This is a genomic window from Arcicella sp. GW458-12-2-14-TSB2 (assembly GCF_059423785.1).
The window spans coordinates 1-16928 of record NZ_JBWKYN010000127.1; the positions used below are offsets into that span (position 1 = coordinate 1).

The window sequence follows — 16928 nt, forward strand, 5'->3', positions numbered from 1 at the left end:
AATTTGATATTACAAATCGCATTTTATTCTGAAATCAAAAATCCTTTACAAAAGTATTTAGTTATCATATTAAAAAAAATACTTTAAAAGTATGATTTTTTGAAGTATTTTCTAATACCAAAGTATTATAACGTTATTAAATATACGTCAACATAGAATTTACCACTCTTGTTAATCTCTTTTTATTTTTAATTCCTATTTTTTCCGAAATATTGTTTTTATGTGTTTTTACAGTATTTATACTAATGATAAGTTTATCTGCTATTTCTCTTTCTGTCATTTCTTGAGCAAGAAGTTTCCAAATAACTTTTTCTCGTTCAGTTAATACGTTGAGATTATAGAGAGGCGAAGCTTGTATTGAATGCTGATGTGCTATCGCGTCATTTTGATTAATATTAGAAAATATAACCCTCTTGCCTTCAGAAATATTTTTTAAACATGTTTTAAATTCAGACAAACTACATCCATTTTGGATATAAGCATTAGCCTTGGAAGAAAGAAAGCATTTTAAGTAAGCAGGACTTTTGGAAAATGAATAAACAATTACTTTAGCGTTAATTTTAATTCTTTCCAATTTTTTAAAAAATCCTAATCCATTACAATTTTCTAATTCAGAGTCTACCAATAAATAATCGGGATGAACTTCAAAAATTCTCTCAAATAAGTGAGTACCTTCCGTTATAATACAGGTTACTTCAAAAGGAATCTCGTCATTTATTGTTTTGATTAGTTCTGCCATCAGTAGATTTGAAGATGCAATCATAAGTGTGGGAGAAATTTTTAACTCCATAGTTGTATTGTACTGTGTCATAGGTAGTATGTTATTAAGAATAAGGTATATAGACACATAAAAATACAAAGAAAAGTTGTGCTTTACTATAATATTAACAATAATAATCACACATTTTTATCCTTTGCTATCACTCTCACATGAACCTAATATCTTTCATCTAGCAAAATAGCGCTTTACTATCCAAAATCAGTATTTAAAGTAACTAAAACAATATATACTATTCCCAGTTATGCTATTTGAAATAATTTGTTAACTAGAAAAAAGGGTTATCTCAGAGGTTGCGACCAAAAGAGAAAGCCCATACACCCAAGAATCAAGATTCATAGCCTTCAAAGATACACGAGAAGATTTTGATGTAGAAAACTTCTTATCGTTAACTTTTTCTATTTAGTGATGAGCTTTATCAAACTTTACAATATTTAGTTGCCCCAACCCTTTTTTTCAGATAGTGAGGTCATTTGCTTAAATTTAGTTGGACAAATGGTTTTTGATTCCGAAAAAGCACGGCATGGGTACGTCAAGAAAAATCATACAACACCTATTCTCTAAACTTTTGGAAAGAAGTCGTTATTATCGTGAATGCAAGGATTTATTTACAACAAATTACTGAGTTAATGCGGAGTAAACTCTTGTATCGTATGGATACACATCTACAAGATTGGTTTATCATAGATAGTATGCATGTATATGTTTACGCCAGAGCGTCTCGAAACTTACGTTTTACAACTGACTTTCAAGTAGAAAATATGGTTGTCACTAATAAAATGCTTTCTGCAATTGAATTGTATGAAAGTTTTCTAAAAATGTTATTAGTGAATGGTTGCCCCAAAAGTAACTAGGAATACTTCTGGTGGTAGGAAATTTCTAACATAAGTAAAGCACAATAAATAACCACTCAAAAACAATTCTATTAAAAGTATGTTGTATCATAGGACTTAAAGCCAAATACATGAAAAAAAGTGAATTTCCACAAAAAACTTGCCCTGTGTGTAATCTGCCATTTACGTGGCGGAAAAAATGGGAAAAACATTGGGCTGACGTTAAGTATTGTAGTGAAAAATGTAGGAGGAATAAAAACACAGCGCATACAAACAATTAAACTCATTTCCCCACATCAACTATTTCAAGGTAGTCTTTTATTTGCTATAGATGATTCTATTTATCTAGTTGAAGACTTTTTATTTTTCAGACAATACAATTCTCATAAATAAAGCTTTCTACAGAGTTAGCATAAAGTATTATAAAGTTTCTTACTCGAAAAAATCTGTAAACTATGAACAAGCCAGTGAACAATAGTAAGATATGAGAAAATATAGCCCTCTGACAGAGAGGATCGAACCAAGAAGTATGGGGCTTTCCTAAAAAATACAAAACTTATTACACTGGTCAAAGCCTTTTATAAATGGGATGAAAGTAAAACATGCAATAATCATCATGCCAACGAGTACCTTCCTAGTCTATAAATAATCTGTTTGTGGTTAAAAATATAAGCCTTGTGTTTGGTACATAATTCATGCCTTGTTAAATAATATTTTATTGGGTTTACTATTTCCCGGTCTTTTCATAAGGTGCGTCCACAGGCTTAGATTCTGGTGAACCTTTTTGACGCAAATAAATACTCAAAAATACAATAGATAACACCGCTAAAAATTCGCTCTGCCAATTTTGAAACGATTCAAACCAAAAGCGACTTCCGACAAGATACTTTGAGAATGAAATAGCCTCTTCGTGGTTTAAGAATTGCTCTTGTCTATAGACTTCATAACTTCCACAGGCATGTAAACTAAAAGAGATGGTAAATAATAAAGCATATGCTATCGTAAGAGAGTTTTGATAAAGTTTCAGCCATATACCTCCTTGCTTAACAGCCCAAGGAGCATTTGGATGAACTTTGGGTTCTTTATCTTCACTCTCCTCCCCTTCTAATGCTTTGGATTCAGCAGAACCTTTTTGTCTGAGAGAAATCGTAAATAATACATAAACTATCATCTGAAAAAATTCGCTTTCCCAGTTTTCAAAGGTGGCCGATAAAAAATGTCCTGTTTGAAGATAAGCTCCAAATGTTAAACTAGAGGCTCCATGTTCGTTTAATTCTTGATTATGTTCTTGCCATCCAGTAAGAGCCTGCCCTAGCCAAAAGAGCAAAAAACAGCCTAATAAGGCTAATGACAATCCATTGTTTCTCCAAAAAGAATTATTTTTCTTCATAATCTAAATGTTTATTTTATTGATACATTAAAAAATTATACCACCATTTCTTGGTGGTATAATTTTTTAAAGGTTTTATGAAAACTAAACTTATATGATATGAAAGCGCAAAAAACAACTAAGGATAATACTCCCGGAATCAATAATAAAACTACTTCTGAGATGGTATTTATTAGAAATAACTATCGAGGGTCGGGTAAATTGACAAACAAAATAGCCTTTATTACAGGGGGAGATAGTGGTATTGGGAGAGCAATTGCCCTGCATTTTGCTAGAGAAGGTGCTAATATTGCTATTCTTTATCATCCTTCAGAGAACAAAGATGCCAATATCACCAAAGAACTTATTGAAGATGAAGGAAGAGAATGTTTCTTGATAGGTGGGGATTTATTAGACCCATCTACTCCAAGACGGGCGACTCAAGCTGTCATCAAGCGTTTTAACAAATTAGACATATTAGTTAACAATGCGGGCATACAACATCCTCAAGAGGATTTTACTAAAGTAAAATCAAAAGATTGGGAAGAAACGTTTAAAATAAATGTCTTCGGGTCTTTCCACATGGTTCAAGAAGCCCTAAAACACCTCAAAGAAGGTGGTTGTATTATTATCACTGCTTCTGTGGTGGCTTATCAAGGGAATGGCCATTTGATTGACTATTCTTCCAGCAAAGGTGCTTTGATTAGTTTTACCAGATCGTTGTCGGCTAGTTTAGCACACAAAAATATACGTGTAAATGCTGTTGCACCCGGACCTATATGGACGCCATTGGTTGCTTCGACATTCCCAGATCAGAAGAAAGAAGACTTTGGAAAAGATACACCCATGCAACGGGGCGGACAACCTTGGGAAGTAGCTACAGCTTTTGTTTTTCTAGCCTCTGAAGATAGCTCATATATAACTGGTCAAGTGATTCATCCTAATGGTGGAGTCATCATCAATACTTAAATACAAAACTATAATCATCTAAAAATCATTTATATGCCTTCTATCCTAGTAACAAAAAGTAGCAAACATTTAGTAGCAAATCGCCTAACGATTGCTTTTGCTGAAAGTGCCACTGCAGGAAGAGCTGCTGCTGAGTACTCGATGGTAGAGGATTCGGGGAAACTACTTAAAGGTGGATTAGTTTGCTATGATGCTTGTCTTAAAGAAACTATTTTGGGTGTGCCTACCGAAATGATTAAAAAATATACTCCAGAATCAGCCGAAGTAACCAAAGAGTTGGCTCATAGATTAAAATCCTTAATAGATGCTGATGTTCAAGTAGCGATTACAGGGCTTACTAGTAGTGGGGGAAGCGAAACACTCCAAAAGCCTGTTGGTACGATGTTTATTCATCTGGTAACGAAAGACAAATCTATCGGAATTAAAGAAATCTTTAAGGGGTCTCCTGAAGAAATTGTAATGCAAACCATAGACCAAGTTGCCCAACTTTTGTTGACGTACGTATAAACATAGAGTTATTTTTCGCTTGGTTTTTCATAAAAAATAATTGAAAAGGTATAAAATAAATAATAGGTGTAGAATTAGCATAAAAAATAGGTAGAGGTTTTATTCGTTTTATAAATCAGCGCTATTTAAGCTGGTACTTTATCTTTCTTTTCTCGTTGCCAGAAACGATGTAATGCAATAGCATTTATAAAATCACCAGCTAATGCTTCTATCGAGTTGTTGATAAATAAACCTTCCAGTATCTCAGACACATCCTTATAATTTTCAGGAATTTTGCTTCCAAAATAGGTAGCCTTTAATACTGGCAAGGCAGCTGAATCGGCCGCAATTGCTTTACAATGCTTGAAGGTTTCATTCAGAAAATGAATCGCATCGGCATCAGCTTCTAGATAGGCCACACTATTGGAACCTCCAGGTACATATACCGCATCATATAGTACTGACGCCGCTGTTAGAAAGCTCTTATCTACTTTTATTTCTTGATCATTTTCTGTAATAACGACTCCTAATTTTGGTGCAATTATTTCCACTACCGCCCCTTGAGCTTGCAAAATACTCTTCATCGTTTTGAGTGAATTTTCACTGACTCCATCTGCTACTAGGATAGCTATCTTACGGGTGAGAATAGAATTCTTCACGGTGGATGCCATACTTAGGGCTTCTGATTTCTCTAATGAACTCTTTACGATAACAGGCTGATAAGAAGCCACATCTGCATCAGCAGGATAACTCTGATTTAAAGGTGTTTCTAAGGCAGAAGGTATTGATATTCCTAAATTGTAGGCCACTTTTGCAGCCAATCCTTTGTCTATATACCAAAGCATTTTGAGCATTCTTTTACGAATATATTCCGCTTTCACGTTTCCTAATTCAAAGCTCAAGGCATCTACGATATGATTTTTTTCATAATCAGATTGACTGTTGAAAAAAAGTGTAGCTTGACTGAAATGGTCAAAAAAACTTTGACTACGACCACGAATCTTGTGGGCTTCAATGCGTTCATTATGGCTAGTAAAGCCTCCTTCACTCATTTTAGCCTGAAAAGGGCATCCACCACTTAGGGTATTGGGGTCATAGCTTGTTTTGCTATGATTAATTGTCTGTCGCATATGCCCATCTCGCTGATTATTATGCACTGGAGCAATTGGGCGATTAATAGGAATTTCGTGAAAATTTGGACTTCCTAAGCGAGTGAGCTGAGTATCGGTATATGAAAACAAACGTCCTTGTAAAAGAGGATCATTCGTAAAATCAATACCAGGGACAAGGTGTCCTGGGTGAAAAGCCACTTGTTCGGTTTCAGCAAAAAAGTTATCAGGATTTCTATCCAATGTCATTTTACCAATTTTCATTACCGGTACTAGCTCTTCGGGAATTAGTTTAGTAGGGTCTAGCAAATCAAACTCGAATTTATGTTCATCTTCTTCGGGAACAAGTTGAACACCAAACTCCCATTCAGGAAAATTGCCACTTTCAATCGCTTCCCATAAATCACGGCGATGAAAATCAGGGTCTTTCCCTGAAATTTTTTGGGCTTCATCCCAACTTACCGAATGTACTCCCAACAAAGGTTTCCAGTGAAACTTTACAAAGAACGCCTTACCTTGCTCATTGATAAATTTAAAGGTATGCACACCAAAGCCTTCAATCATGCGTAGACTTCTAGGAAGGGCACGGTCGCTCATTACCCACATAATCATATGCATACTTTCGGGTAATAATGAGATAAAGTCCCAGAAAGTATCATGGGCAGAGGCTGCTTGCGGAATTTCATTATGAGGCTCTGGCTTAACGGCGTGAATTAAATCAGGAAATTTGATAGCGTCTTGAATAAAGAAAACAGGGACATTATTACCTACCAAATCATAATTTCCTTCTTCAGTATAGAACTTAACAGCAAATCCTCTGACATCACGTGCTAAATCGCTTGAGCCACGCGAACCAGCAACGGTTGAAAAACGCACAAATACTGGCGTTTTTTGAGCAGGGTCTTGTAGAAACTTAGCTTTTGTATAAGGAGCCATAGATTCATAAACCTGAAAATACCCATGTGCTGCTTCTCCCCTTGCATGAACAACACGCTCTGGAATTCTTTCATGGTCAAAGTGCGTAATTTTCTCTCGAAGTATAAAATCTTCCAGTAAAGAAGGCCCTCGTTCTCCCGCTTTCAGTGAATTTTGGTTGTCATTAATCTTTAATCCCTGATTTGTAGTAAGGAATTGATGTTGACTATCTTCTTTATTACTGTCAAGGTCAGCTTGTTTTTTATTAGTTGATTTTTTCATTTTTCTAACGGATGAGATTTTAGTAGAATAAAACACACTTAAATACATTTATTACCAGCCAATAACTTCCAATTAAAGTATTTTAAAAGATTAATTGGGAGCCTTATAACAGAACTCTCTTCGAGCATTGATAATATACCAATGCTCAAAGAGAGTCTCATTATTACCTGACTTGAGTTACGATTTGCCTATACCTCTTCTGCAGCTTCAATATTGATTGAACTTTCTGCAATGTTCGATAATGCACTATCGGCTTCTTTCTCTTCTTCCAAGGTTTGACTTAACAAATGCGCTGCCTCTTTTTCTCCAAGCGTGTTCGCAAAAGCTACCAATGTTCCATAAGTGGCTATTTCGTAGTGTTCCACTTTTTGGCTTGCAGCAATAATACCTGCATCACGCACTACGCCTTCTTGCGTACTTTCCATAATTTCCTCTGCTTCCTTAATCAACCCTTCTATGGCTTCGCATTTCTTGGTTTGTGCTTTTAATCCTAATACTTCAAATACTTTCTCAAGTCTATCCACCTGACCTTCGGTAACTGTCAAATGTTCCGTAATGGCATCTATCAATTCCTGAGAAGTAGCTTTTTTAGCCATTTTTGGCAAAGCTTTCGTCAATGCTTTTTCAGCATAATAAATGTCTTTTAAGCTGTCTTCAAATAATTCGCTCAGGCCAGTAGCCACATCTGATTTTTTTTGTGTGTTTTTCATTTTTTCTTCAAATTAAGTTTGAATAGATTGCTTAATAACACAACATGCTAACGTTCAAGCACATGAGTGTTTTGATTAAATAGTAAAAAAATATATACCACATATTATTTATATCGTATAATGAGTAAGAAGTACCCCCAAACGTATTAGTTATTTATATAATGTGGTATAACTACCTCATTTGATGTCAATTAATAATGCTTATAAATATCCACAAGTAGATATGCTAAACTAATAACCGTTACCCAAATGGGTTTCTTTATTAATCGTTATTAACAGCATGAATATCATTTAAACTACGTAGTCACTTTGTGCATCTTTTGGGGTCAAAACTATTGTGTATGTTTTACAAGCCCCCTTTTGCCTATATTTGTCATAACGGTATAGTGTAATAAGAATATTAATCTTTTTGGAATAAAGTAACCTTGGAAAGGGTTATACAATAACATAGTCCAATTACTGGTATATAAATATTATGTGTAACCTTAAAAACCTTGATAAAGAATGACAAACGAACAGAAGGCGATAAGAACAACTTATTTTAGTATATTAGGGAATTTAGCCTTGGCTATTGCAAAAGGATTTGCTGGATTTTTTGGAAACTCGTATGCACTGATAGCTGATGCAATTGAATCTACCACAGATATTTTTTCTTCTATTCTAGTATTATTTGGACTTAAATATGCCAACAGACCTCCTGATAAAAATCACCCTTATGGACATGGTCGAATAGAACCATTAATTACCTTTTTAGTCGTTGTTTTTTTAATAACCTCTGCCGTAATTATTGCTCATGAAAGCATACAAAATATAGGCACTCCACACGAATTACCAAAAGCATGGACGTTAGCAGTTTTAGGAATAATAATTATTTGGAAGGAAATATCTTATCAAATAGTCATTAAAAAGAGTAAAGAAACCCATAGTTCTTCATTAAAAGCAGATGCTTGGCACCATAGAAGCGATGCAATAACTTCTATTTCTGCATTTATAGGCATTTCTATTGCTTTGTACTTTGGAAAAGGTTTTGAATCGGCCGACGATTGGGCTGCACTCTTTGCATCAGGATTTATATTATATAATAGTTATTTAATCTTTAGGCCAGCATTGGGTGAAATCATGGACGAACATGTATATGATGATTTAATAGCCGAAATCAGAATAGTTGCCATAACTGTAAATGGCGTAGTTGATACTGAAAAATGCTTTATCCGAAAAGCAGGTATGAAATACCATGTAGACTTGCATGCAACAGTAGATGGGAACTTAACCGTAAAACAGGGGCACGATATTGCACATCATTTAAAAGACACATTGCAAAAAGAATTGCCTCAACTTGGACAAATTTTGATACATATTGAGCCTAATAATATATAGGAAAAGCTATATCTTGATTTAATATTTAATATGCGATGATATGATTCCAAATGGCCATACAACATTCCATTCCAACTATAACCCTTAGCTGTATATACGTGCTTTTCATCACTATTCTGTTTTAAAGAGAGAATTTAAAAACTATACAAGAAAGACTTTTCTTTTAGAGCAATTCACAAATTTCTTTTCTGTCCCATGGCCTCTAAATACCGATACACAGTTGCTCTTCCAACACCTATAATACTAGCAATTTCATCTGCTGATTTCTTTTGTTGATACAGCATCACTGCCGTTTCTGCTTTTTTTAGCCCATCAGAACTTAATCCCTTTTTTCTTCCTCCAGTACGTCCCCTTGCTCTGGCTGAGGCCAAGCCTGCTCTGGTTCTTTCACGGATGATATCGCGCTCAAATTCTGCCAACGAAGCAAAAATATTTAGGAATAATCTCCCTTGAGCACTCGAAGTATCAATCGTATCTTTTATCGATACAAAATGGACTTTCTTATTTTCCAGCATTTCGATTAACTGAATTAATTCCTTTAATGACCTACCTAAACGATCTAGTTTCCAGACAATAAGTGTATCTCCTGCTCTCAAATTATCTAATAGTCTTACTAGTTGTGGTCGCTCCTTCCCAGAAGATACTTTTTCTTGGTAAATTCTTTCACAGCCAAATTTTGTTAAGTCATCTGTTTGTAGATCTAAATTTTGGTCTTGGGTAGAAACCCTAGCATATCCTATCTTCATATTTTGTATCATTAACCATTAAAATATCACATCTTGATATTTTGTTTTACAAGATAACAATTTGATACAAGATAACACATAAAGTTAGCGAAAATAGTAGCAAGTATTCTAATCTCATCAAACGGTCGTTTAATGAGATTAGAAATATTACGTTTTTTATCATCTCAAAATAACTGCATTGTCTTTTAATTCATACTGCTCTAGCGAAGCTCCTATCACTTTTGCCTTTTGGAAACAAACCTCCAAAGGAATAGGGAAATAGTCTAATTAATTTCAAATACTATATAGGTGAGATATTAAGCTTTTTACTAAGATAAACCACTACAATGCTTAGATAAATTAAACAAAGCCGTAATTTTGAAAGCTTGCAAAAAAACAATAGTCTATTAGTAATAGTAATTTAATTGACCGCTACGAAGTCATCTTGACTTTTTCCTAAAATTGCTTAAAAATAAAAAAAGGTCGCTGATATTTGTTTTGTGAACCATACCAAAGCAACCTTTTTATGTACTACGTACTCAGCAAAGGTATAATAGAATCGGAAATAATTTGTGATTTACCTCTGAGAAAATGAGGGTTTAAGCACAAAGTTCCGACTTATGAAATCATTAGCTGTATTCTTTATAAGCTAAAGGCTGGGATTTAACTTTTTGGAAAGCATAAGCTCTTTCAACAATTATTCTGAAGAATTTATTTAATATCAAATATTGGTCAGCAAGGATGTTTAGGATAGTAAAAGATGTATATTCTACTTTACAATCTTCAAATGTTTGAATGTTTGAATGTTTATTTGGCATTTCTTACCATATATAAATGTCTGATAATCAGAAATAAATATTGAATATACATAGAAATTAGTTGATAAATCATTACCTCTTTTATCTATATACTAACCTTATAGTTTACAAGTTCCATTCTACATGATTAACGTTAAGTTTGTAAATTCATTTAACTTGCAGCCTGTCTTTATGTTTTATTATTCCAATTTATTTGGTTTAATTTAATCATTTAAAAAAATTAAATATTGGTGGTGTTAATCTTTTTGAAATTAACAAACTATGAAATAGCCTAGTAAAATTAAATAACTAGCTCAAAACTTTTCAAACCAATTAAATTTATCATGAATGATTTTAGTTTTTTCTTCTTGAAGATAATTCAGATAAGCTTTTGCTACTGGGGAGAAGTTTTTCCCTTTTAGCCAAATTAAATGCCAAGTAGTAATAATGGGTAATCCGTTGACTGCAATGATTTGTAAATCTCCGTTGAGGATCTCATTTTTTATACCAATCAATGGCATAATTGAATAACCTAAACCCGCAATTACTGCTTGCTTTACTGCTTCGTTGGAAGTCAGTTCCATTTTTTTTCTAACCGAAACTTTATTCTCTTCAACATATTTTTCCATCGTATGTCTTGTTCCAGAGCCTTTTTCTCTATAGATAAGGGGTAGCGTCTCAAAAATATCTTTCTCGTAATTTTTATTGATAAAGGATTCTTGTGTGTTACCTACCAAAAATAATTTGTTTTGCATCAAAGCAATTTTTTCAATCTGTAATTTGTCAGGTAAGACAGATACTAATGAAAAATCTACTTCATTACTCTCTAAACTTTCTAATACTTTGGCTTTATTGGTTACATCCAAAATCAATTCTATGCCTTCATGTTGTTTCAAAAAATCAGTTAAAAAGTAAGGAATTACATATTTTCCTGTAGAAACTACAGAAAGTTTTAGCCGTCCAGATAGCTGTCCTTTATAAGCCAATGTTTTAAAATTAATGGCATTTACTTCATCCAAAATTCGCTCGGCAGCAATAGCAATTTCTTTTCCAAAATCTGTGATAAATAGCTTTCTTCCAACTACTTCTGTCAATGGAATATCGAATTGTTCTTGAAAGTTTCGGAGTTGAATCGACACCGCAGGTTGCGTTAAATGCAACTCTTCTGATGCCTTTGTGATACTCTGTGTTTGGGTTACTTTCAAGAATACTTGTAGCTGATGCAAAGTATAATTCATAAATATATTTAATGATTATCATTACAAATATAAATAAAAATATATGAACGACATTTTAGAATTTTGCAAAGTCAAAAAATAAAAGCAAATCAACATGACACGAATCACAGTAGCAAAAGGCGATGGCATTGGGCCAGAAATTATGGATGCCACTTTAGCAATCATCTTAGCAGCAGGAGCGGCTATTGAAGTCGAGGAAATTGAAGTAGGCGAAAAAGTGTATTTGGCAGGAAATACGGCTGGTATCGCTAAGGAATCTTGGGATGTAGTGCGAAGAAACAAAGTATTCTTGAAAGCTCCCATTACTACTCCGCAAGGCGGTGGTTATAAAAGTCTGAATGTAACTACTCGTAAGTTTTTAGGGCTTTACTCAAATGTTCGCCCTTGTACAAGTTTACATCCTTTTGTAAAAACGAAGCACCCTGCAATGGATATCGTGATTATCCGAGAAAACGAAGAAGATTTGTACGCAGGGATTGAACACCAGCAGACAGATGAAGTAGTACAATGTTTGAAATTAATTAGCCGTCCGGGCTGTGAGAAAATAGTTCGTTATTCTTTTGAATACGCCAAACAATACGGACGTAAAAAAGTGACTTGTTTCACCAAAGATAATATCATGAAACAAACAGATGGTTTGTTCCACCAAGTGTTTGATGAAATAGCCAAAGAGTATCCAACAATCGAAAATGAACATTGGATTATCGACATCGGAGCGGCAAAAATGGCTGACACACCAGAAGCTTTTGACGTAATTGTAATGCCGAATTTGTACGGCGATGTACTCTCGGACGTAGCCGCACAAATTGCAGGTTCGGTTGGCTTGGCGGGTTCGGCCAACATTGGTGAAGAATGTGCCATGTTTGAAGCTATTCATGGCTCGGCTCCAAGAAGAGCAGGACAAAACCTTGCGAATCCTTCAGGATTGTTACAAGGAGCGATTATGATGTTGAATCACATAGGCGAAACAGCCGTAGCAGAAAAAGTACAAAATGCTTGGCTAAGAACTATCGAAGAGGGTATTCATACTTACGATATTTATAAAGAAGGAATCAGTACACAGAAAGTAGGTACAAAAGAATTTGCTGAGGCAGTGATTGCTAATTTGGGCAAACAGCCTCAAACCTTTAAACCTGTTAATTATTCAAAGGGAACAGCATTGAATTTACCGAAGTATCAGCGGAAAACTCCTGCTAAAAAAGAACTGGTTGGGGTAGATATATTTGTACACTGGGCTGGTACAGATCCTAACGAATTAGCAGAAAAAATACAATTATTAGATAATGACGATGTAAAACTTTCGATGATTACCAACCGTGGCATTAAGGTTTGGCCAGATGGTTTCAAAGAAACATTCTGCACAGACCACTGGCGTTGTCGATTCAAATCAACCATGAGTCACCATATTCAAAAACAGGATATTATACAATTATTGTATGATGCTAATGAATTATCTATCGATACAATCAAGACAGAAAACTTGTATGAATTTGATGGAAAATCAGCTTTCTCTTTAGGTCAAGGACAATAAAATACAAAGGAATGGAAATACAACTTATTCTTGGTCGCTTCAGTGCCAAAGAAGCCATCGAACTCATCACACAGATGATTCACGTTAAAATTAAATATCACGAAGGTAAAATCTCTTCGGAGAGTAGTGAAGAAGATATTAAAAGGCGTGAAGGAAGGATAAAACAACTTCAAAAAGATTTATTTGAAATTCGCAAACACATTCAAGCAAAGGGTGAAACAGTTGATATAGATGCTAAGATTAGTATTTAATGCATAGAAGAATAGATAAGTAAAATGTTCGTATAGTACCGAGCAATTATACCGAGAAAATGAACCAACAGAGGATCCTATGTATTGTGATTTTTGTAATCCATAAAATGTATGATTGAAGTAACAAAAGATATAAACAGAGCAGCCCTTTTTTTAAATAATAACGAAGTAATAGGTATGCCAACCGAAACAGTTTATGGATTGGCAGGGAATATTTACAGTGAACAAGCAGTAAAAAAGATTTTTGAAGTAAAACAAAGACCTTTCTACAATCCGTTGATTGTACATATAAAGTCGGTCGAGTACCTTGAAAAAGTAGCTGTAGAAATACCAGAACAAGCCATCGAATTGAGTAATCATTTTTGGCCTGGTCCACTTACTTTATTATTAAAGAAGCATCCGACTATCCCCAATATCATTACCGCAGGTAAAGAAACTGTTGCTGTTAGGATTCCCAAACATCCAATAGCTCAGTCGCTTTTAAACCTACTTGATTATCCGCTTGCTGCACCAAGTGCCAATCCATTTGGTTCGATTAGCCCAACAACCGCAGAACACGTAGCAGAGTATTTTAGTGAACAAATACCTGTAGTATTGGATGGTGGGGCATGTGAAAAAGGCTTAGAATCAACTATTATCGGGTTTGTAGATAGCCAAGCGGTTTTGTTCAGACATGGAGCGATTTCGATAGAAGAAATAGAAGAAGTAATCGGTAAAATAGCGATTAAAACCAGTGCCAAAGACCAACCAGATGCTCCGGGAATGCTTTTGAAACACTACGCTCCGCAAACGCCCACCTTTGTTACCGACGATGTTCAGAGTATGATAAAATCTTTTTCGAGAAAAAAAGTAGGCTTAATCTTATTTAAAGAAAGGCTAGAAAAGTGGGAATTGTGTCAAGAAGTACTATCTACAAAAGGAGATTTGCAAGAAGCAGGAGCAAATCTGTATGCAGTAATGCACCGATTAGATAAACAAAAATTAGATGCAATCATTATAGAAAAACTACCTAATATCGGCATTGGACGAAGTATAAACGATCGCTTAGAAAGAGCAAGATTCAAATAAATATATAAAAGCATAATTCTTAAATCCTTACAATATGAACTTACAATTACTAATTGAAAATTTAACCAATCCAGCACTGCTGTTTTTTGTGTTGGGCATCATTGCTGTACAGCTCAAGAGTGATTTAGAAATTCCGCCAAATTCTTCTAAATTCATTTCGCTATATCTCTTGTTTTCTATTGGTTTTAAGGGTGGGCAAGAGTTGGCTCATAGTCCATTTAATCTTGAGATTATTTGGGCTTTACTTTTTGGTGTTTTATTGGCATGTATTATTCCATTTTATAGTTTCTTTATCTTGAAAAAGAAGCTAAGTATTGAAAATGCAGGAGCAATTTGTGCGGCATACGGCTCGGTAAGTGCTGTAACTTTTGTAACGGCGGTATCGTTTTTGGAAATGCAAAAGCTCACAATGAATGGCTATATGGTTGCTGTAATGTCAGTGATGGAAGCACCTGCTATTATTGTCGGTGTGGTTTTGATACGTATTTTCGGCAGTAAAAGTGATACACCACAACGTTTAAAAACAGTAATAAAACATTCTTTGACCAATGGGAGTGTACTATTGATTATTGGAAGTTTAATTATCGGTTTATTGGCAAGTGAGCAACAAGCACAAGGTATAAAACCATTTACCACGGATATATTCAAAGGGTTTTTAGCGATTTTTCTTTTAGATATGGGAATTATTAGCGGTAAGAAAATCAATAATTTTTATCAATCGGGTTGGTTTACAATACTGTTTGCAGTGCTGATACCTCTTTTTAATGGTTGTTGGGTAGCTATTGCCAGTGGTTTTATTACGCACGAAGTAGGCAATAGATTCATCTTTGCTATTTTGGCGGCAAGTGCATCTTATATTGCCGTACCCGCTGCCATGAAAATAGCAGTACCAAAAGCAAATCCAGGTTTATTTTTACCGATGGCTTTGGCAATAACTTTTCCATTCAACATCACTTTCGGAATGCCCATTTATCTAGCAATTGTTGAGTATTTCTAAATATATATCATCATTAAAAGGCGTGTTACTCCTCTGAAATTATCAAGTATTATATTTAAATACCACACAAAAATGGAAAAATTTGAACTTTTAAAATTATTAATAACAAAAGTTGAAAAGTACTACGATAACGAAGAAACGAGTAAAAGTTTAGATGCCTTTCTAATTTGGCTTATCATTGATAATAATAGAGATAGTATTTCTTTTGATAAGTTATACGATAAAACCGATGTTGAAAATAATATAGAAATGCTTAATAGTTTATTACATCGTTATGCCAAGATGTATTCTAAACTAGTATTAGGGTACTCTACGAATCTTAGTTTGGAGGAGTTTTCATTTTTGGCGAGGTTATTAAGTTTGAAAAGCTGTACTAAGTCTGAGTTAATAGATTTAATGGTTTATGAGAAGTCAACAGGGCTTGAAATAATAAAAAGGCTTATTAAAGCAAACCTTATTTCTGAAGAGTCAAACCAATCAGACAAACGAAGTAAACAAATCAATTTAACAGATACAGGCAAAAAAAAACTTTCTAAAGCCTTTTCTCAAATGAAGATGGTTTCGATAGAATTGACGTCTATTTTGGATATAGCTGAAAGAAGTACACTTTATCATATATTACTAAAATTAGTAAAGTATCACAGGCAACATATTGATATCAATATTGAAAGTTTGAGAAAGAAATGTAGCATAATTACACCATTAGTTAACAATTATGATTAAAAGATGAATAGATGAGGACATTATATTTAGTATTGCTTACATTTTGTTTATTGATAAATAATTCTCTGGCTCAAGCATTTGATTTAGGGACTTGGAGTATATTGAATGTAAAATACAATCTCAATGAAAAATGGAGTGTTTGGGGCGAAGGACAAATTCGTTCACTAAAATTTTTCACTAATTTTCACTACTATGAGTACAAAGGAGGTATTAATTATAAGTTTTCTAAAAACGTTGTATTAACCATTGGAACAGGTAGTTATCAAACCTATAGAGAAGGGGGAGATTTTGTTTTACCTAAAAATAATGATGAATTTAGAATTTGGCCACAGGTTATTCTATATCAATCCATTAATAAAATTAGGATTGAGCAACGATATAGAACTGAATTAAGATTTACAAGTAATGGTTATCGAAATCGATTTCGATATAGGCTCGGATTATCATATCCTCTAGGCAAACAAAGAGGTGAATACAGCCCTCTACAGATTAATTTAAGCAATGAAATCTTTTTTACCGATAATGAACCTTATTTTGAAAGAAACAGGATGTTATTTTCTATCAATTACAAACCTACAAAAGCCTCAACAATACAAATCGGCTATTTACACCAATTTGATTATAAGATTGATGATGAAACAGGTCGAGATTTTCTTCAAATAGGATACTTTATGGACATATTCCCTGTAAAATCATCTAATAAAACTATTAATAACGACATAAATGATAATTAGAATCTTAAATTTATCTATATAGGAATAGTATCACAG

The 16928-nt window shown here is 34.1% G+C and carries 17 protein-coding genes and 1 pseudogene; 12 read left to right on the forward strand and 6 right to left on the reverse strand.

The window, feature by feature from the left end:
• Positions 1-136 precede the first annotated feature (136 nt).
• A complete protein-coding gene (locus AC07XN_RS16840) occupies positions 137-739 on the reverse strand; it encodes a LuxR C-terminal-related transcriptional regulator (protein WP_494743912.1) in 603 nt (200 codons plus the stop codon).
• 692 nt (positions 740-1431) lie between these two features.
• Here AC07XN_RS16840 and AC07XN_RS16845 point away from each other — a divergent pair.
• Both AC07XN_RS16845 and AC07XN_RS16850 read left to right on the forward strand, forming a co-directional pair.
• Positions 1432-1632: a hypothetical protein gene (locus tag AC07XN_RS16845; RefSeq protein ID WP_494743913.1), complete on the forward strand. Its 201-nt coding sequence runs from the start codon at positions 1432-1434 to the stop codon at positions 1630-1632.
• Between the two features lie 110 nt (positions 1633-1742).
• Positions 1743-1892, forward strand: coding sequence for a DUF2256 domain-containing protein (locus tag AC07XN_RS16850; RefSeq protein ID WP_494743914.1), 150 nt, complete (start codon positions 1743-1745; stop codon positions 1890-1892).
• 446 nt (positions 1893-2338) lie between these two features.
• Here the strand turns inward: AC07XN_RS16850 and AC07XN_RS16855 are convergent, their stop codons facing one another.
• Positions 2339-3001 (reverse strand): DUF6766 family protein, encoded by a 663-nt coding sequence (locus AC07XN_RS16855; RefSeq protein WP_309917675.1) that lies wholly within the window; start codon positions 2999-3001, stop codon positions 2339-2341.
• Between the two features lie 99 nt (positions 3002-3100).
• On the opposite strand from AC07XN_RS16855, the gene AC07XN_RS16860 reads away from it, so the two are divergent.
• Entirely contained in the window at positions 3101-3949 is an 849-nt protein-coding gene (locus AC07XN_RS16860) for an SDR family oxidoreductase (RefSeq protein WP_494743915.1), read from the forward strand.
• A 33-nt stretch (positions 3950-3982) separates the two neighbouring features.
• On the forward strand, positions 3983-4456 hold the full coding sequence (locus AC07XN_RS16865; protein ID WP_309917681.1) for a CinA family protein: 474 nt from the start codon (positions 3983-3985) through the stop codon (positions 4454-4456).
• Between the two features lie 125 nt (positions 4457-4581).
• Here the strand turns inward: AC07XN_RS16865 and AC07XN_RS16870 are convergent, their stop codons facing one another.
• Together AC07XN_RS16870 and AC07XN_RS16875 are read right to left on the reverse strand one after the other, a co-directional pair.
• Positions 4582-6741, reverse strand: a complete 2160-nt coding sequence (locus tag AC07XN_RS16870; protein WP_494743916.1) for a catalase — start codon at positions 6739-6741, stop codon at positions 4582-4584.
• Positions 6742-6929: 188 nt separating this feature from the next.
• On the reverse strand, positions 6930-7451 hold the full coding sequence (locus AC07XN_RS16875; protein ID WP_309917687.1) for a YciE/YciF ferroxidase family protein: 522 nt from the start codon (positions 7449-7451) through the stop codon (positions 6930-6932).
• A 504-nt stretch (positions 7452-7955) separates the two neighbouring features.
• On the opposite strand from AC07XN_RS16875, the gene AC07XN_RS16880 reads away from it, so the two are divergent.
• Positions 7956-8828 carry a cation diffusion facilitator family transporter gene (locus AC07XN_RS16880; RefSeq protein WP_494743917.1) on the forward strand — a complete coding sequence of 291 codons (873 nt, stop codon included), beginning with the start codon at positions 7956-7958 and terminating at the stop codon, positions 8826-8828.
• Between the two features lie 173 nt (positions 8829-9001).
• On the opposite strand, the gene AC07XN_RS16885 is transcribed toward AC07XN_RS16880, so the two are convergent.
• Both AC07XN_RS16885 and AC07XN_RS16890 read right to left on the reverse strand, forming a co-directional pair.
• Positions 9002-9574 carry a recombinase family protein gene (locus AC07XN_RS16885; protein ID WP_494743918.1) on the reverse strand — a complete coding sequence of 191 codons (573 nt, stop codon included), beginning with the start codon at positions 9572-9574 and terminating at the stop codon, positions 9002-9004.
• A 1090-nt stretch (positions 9575-10664) separates the two neighbouring features.
• Positions 10665-11588: a LysR family transcriptional regulator gene (locus tag AC07XN_RS16890; RefSeq protein ID WP_494743919.1), complete on the reverse strand. Its 924-nt coding sequence runs from the start codon at positions 11586-11588 to the stop codon at positions 10665-10667.
• Positions 11589-11682: 94 nt separating this feature from the next.
• Here AC07XN_RS16890 and AC07XN_RS16895 point away from each other — a divergent pair, with 94 nt between their 5' ends.
• From AC07XN_RS16895 to AC07XN_RS16925, 7 genes and pseudogenes are all read left to right on the forward strand, one after another.
• Positions 11683-13119: an NADP-dependent isocitrate dehydrogenase gene (locus tag AC07XN_RS16895; RefSeq protein ID WP_494743920.1), complete on the forward strand. Its 1437-nt coding sequence runs from the start codon at positions 11683-11685 to the stop codon at positions 13117-13119.
• 11 nt (positions 13120-13130) lie between these two features.
• Positions 13131-13370, forward strand: a complete 240-nt coding sequence (locus AC07XN_RS16900) for a hypothetical protein (protein ID WP_494743921.1) — start codon at positions 13131-13133, stop codon at positions 13368-13370.
• Positions 13371-13404: 34 nt separating this feature from the next.
• Positions 13405-13476 (forward strand): annotated as a pseudogene (locus AC07XN_RS16905) (DUF6671 family protein); the annotation flags it as partial.
• A 5-nt stretch (positions 13477-13481) separates the two neighbouring features.
• Positions 13482-14438, forward strand: a complete 957-nt coding sequence (locus AC07XN_RS16910) for an L-threonylcarbamoyladenylate synthase (RefSeq protein ID WP_494743922.1) — start codon at positions 13482-13484, stop codon at positions 14436-14438.
• Between the two features lie 34 nt (positions 14439-14472).
• Positions 14473-15435, forward strand: coding sequence for a sodium-dependent bicarbonate transport family permease (locus AC07XN_RS16915; RefSeq protein WP_494743923.1), 963 nt, complete (start codon positions 14473-14475; stop codon positions 15433-15435).
• A gap of 72 nt (positions 15436-15507) precedes the next feature.
• Positions 15508-16158, forward strand: coding sequence for a MarR family winged helix-turn-helix transcriptional regulator (locus AC07XN_RS16920; protein WP_494743924.1), 651 nt, complete (start codon positions 15508-15510; stop codon positions 16156-16158).
• An 11-nt stretch (positions 16159-16169) separates the two neighbouring features.
• Positions 16170-16892, forward strand: coding sequence for a DUF2490 domain-containing protein (locus AC07XN_RS16925; protein ID WP_494743925.1), 723 nt, complete (start codon positions 16170-16172; stop codon positions 16890-16892).
• The last annotated feature ends 36 nt before the right edge of the window (positions 16893-16928 follow it).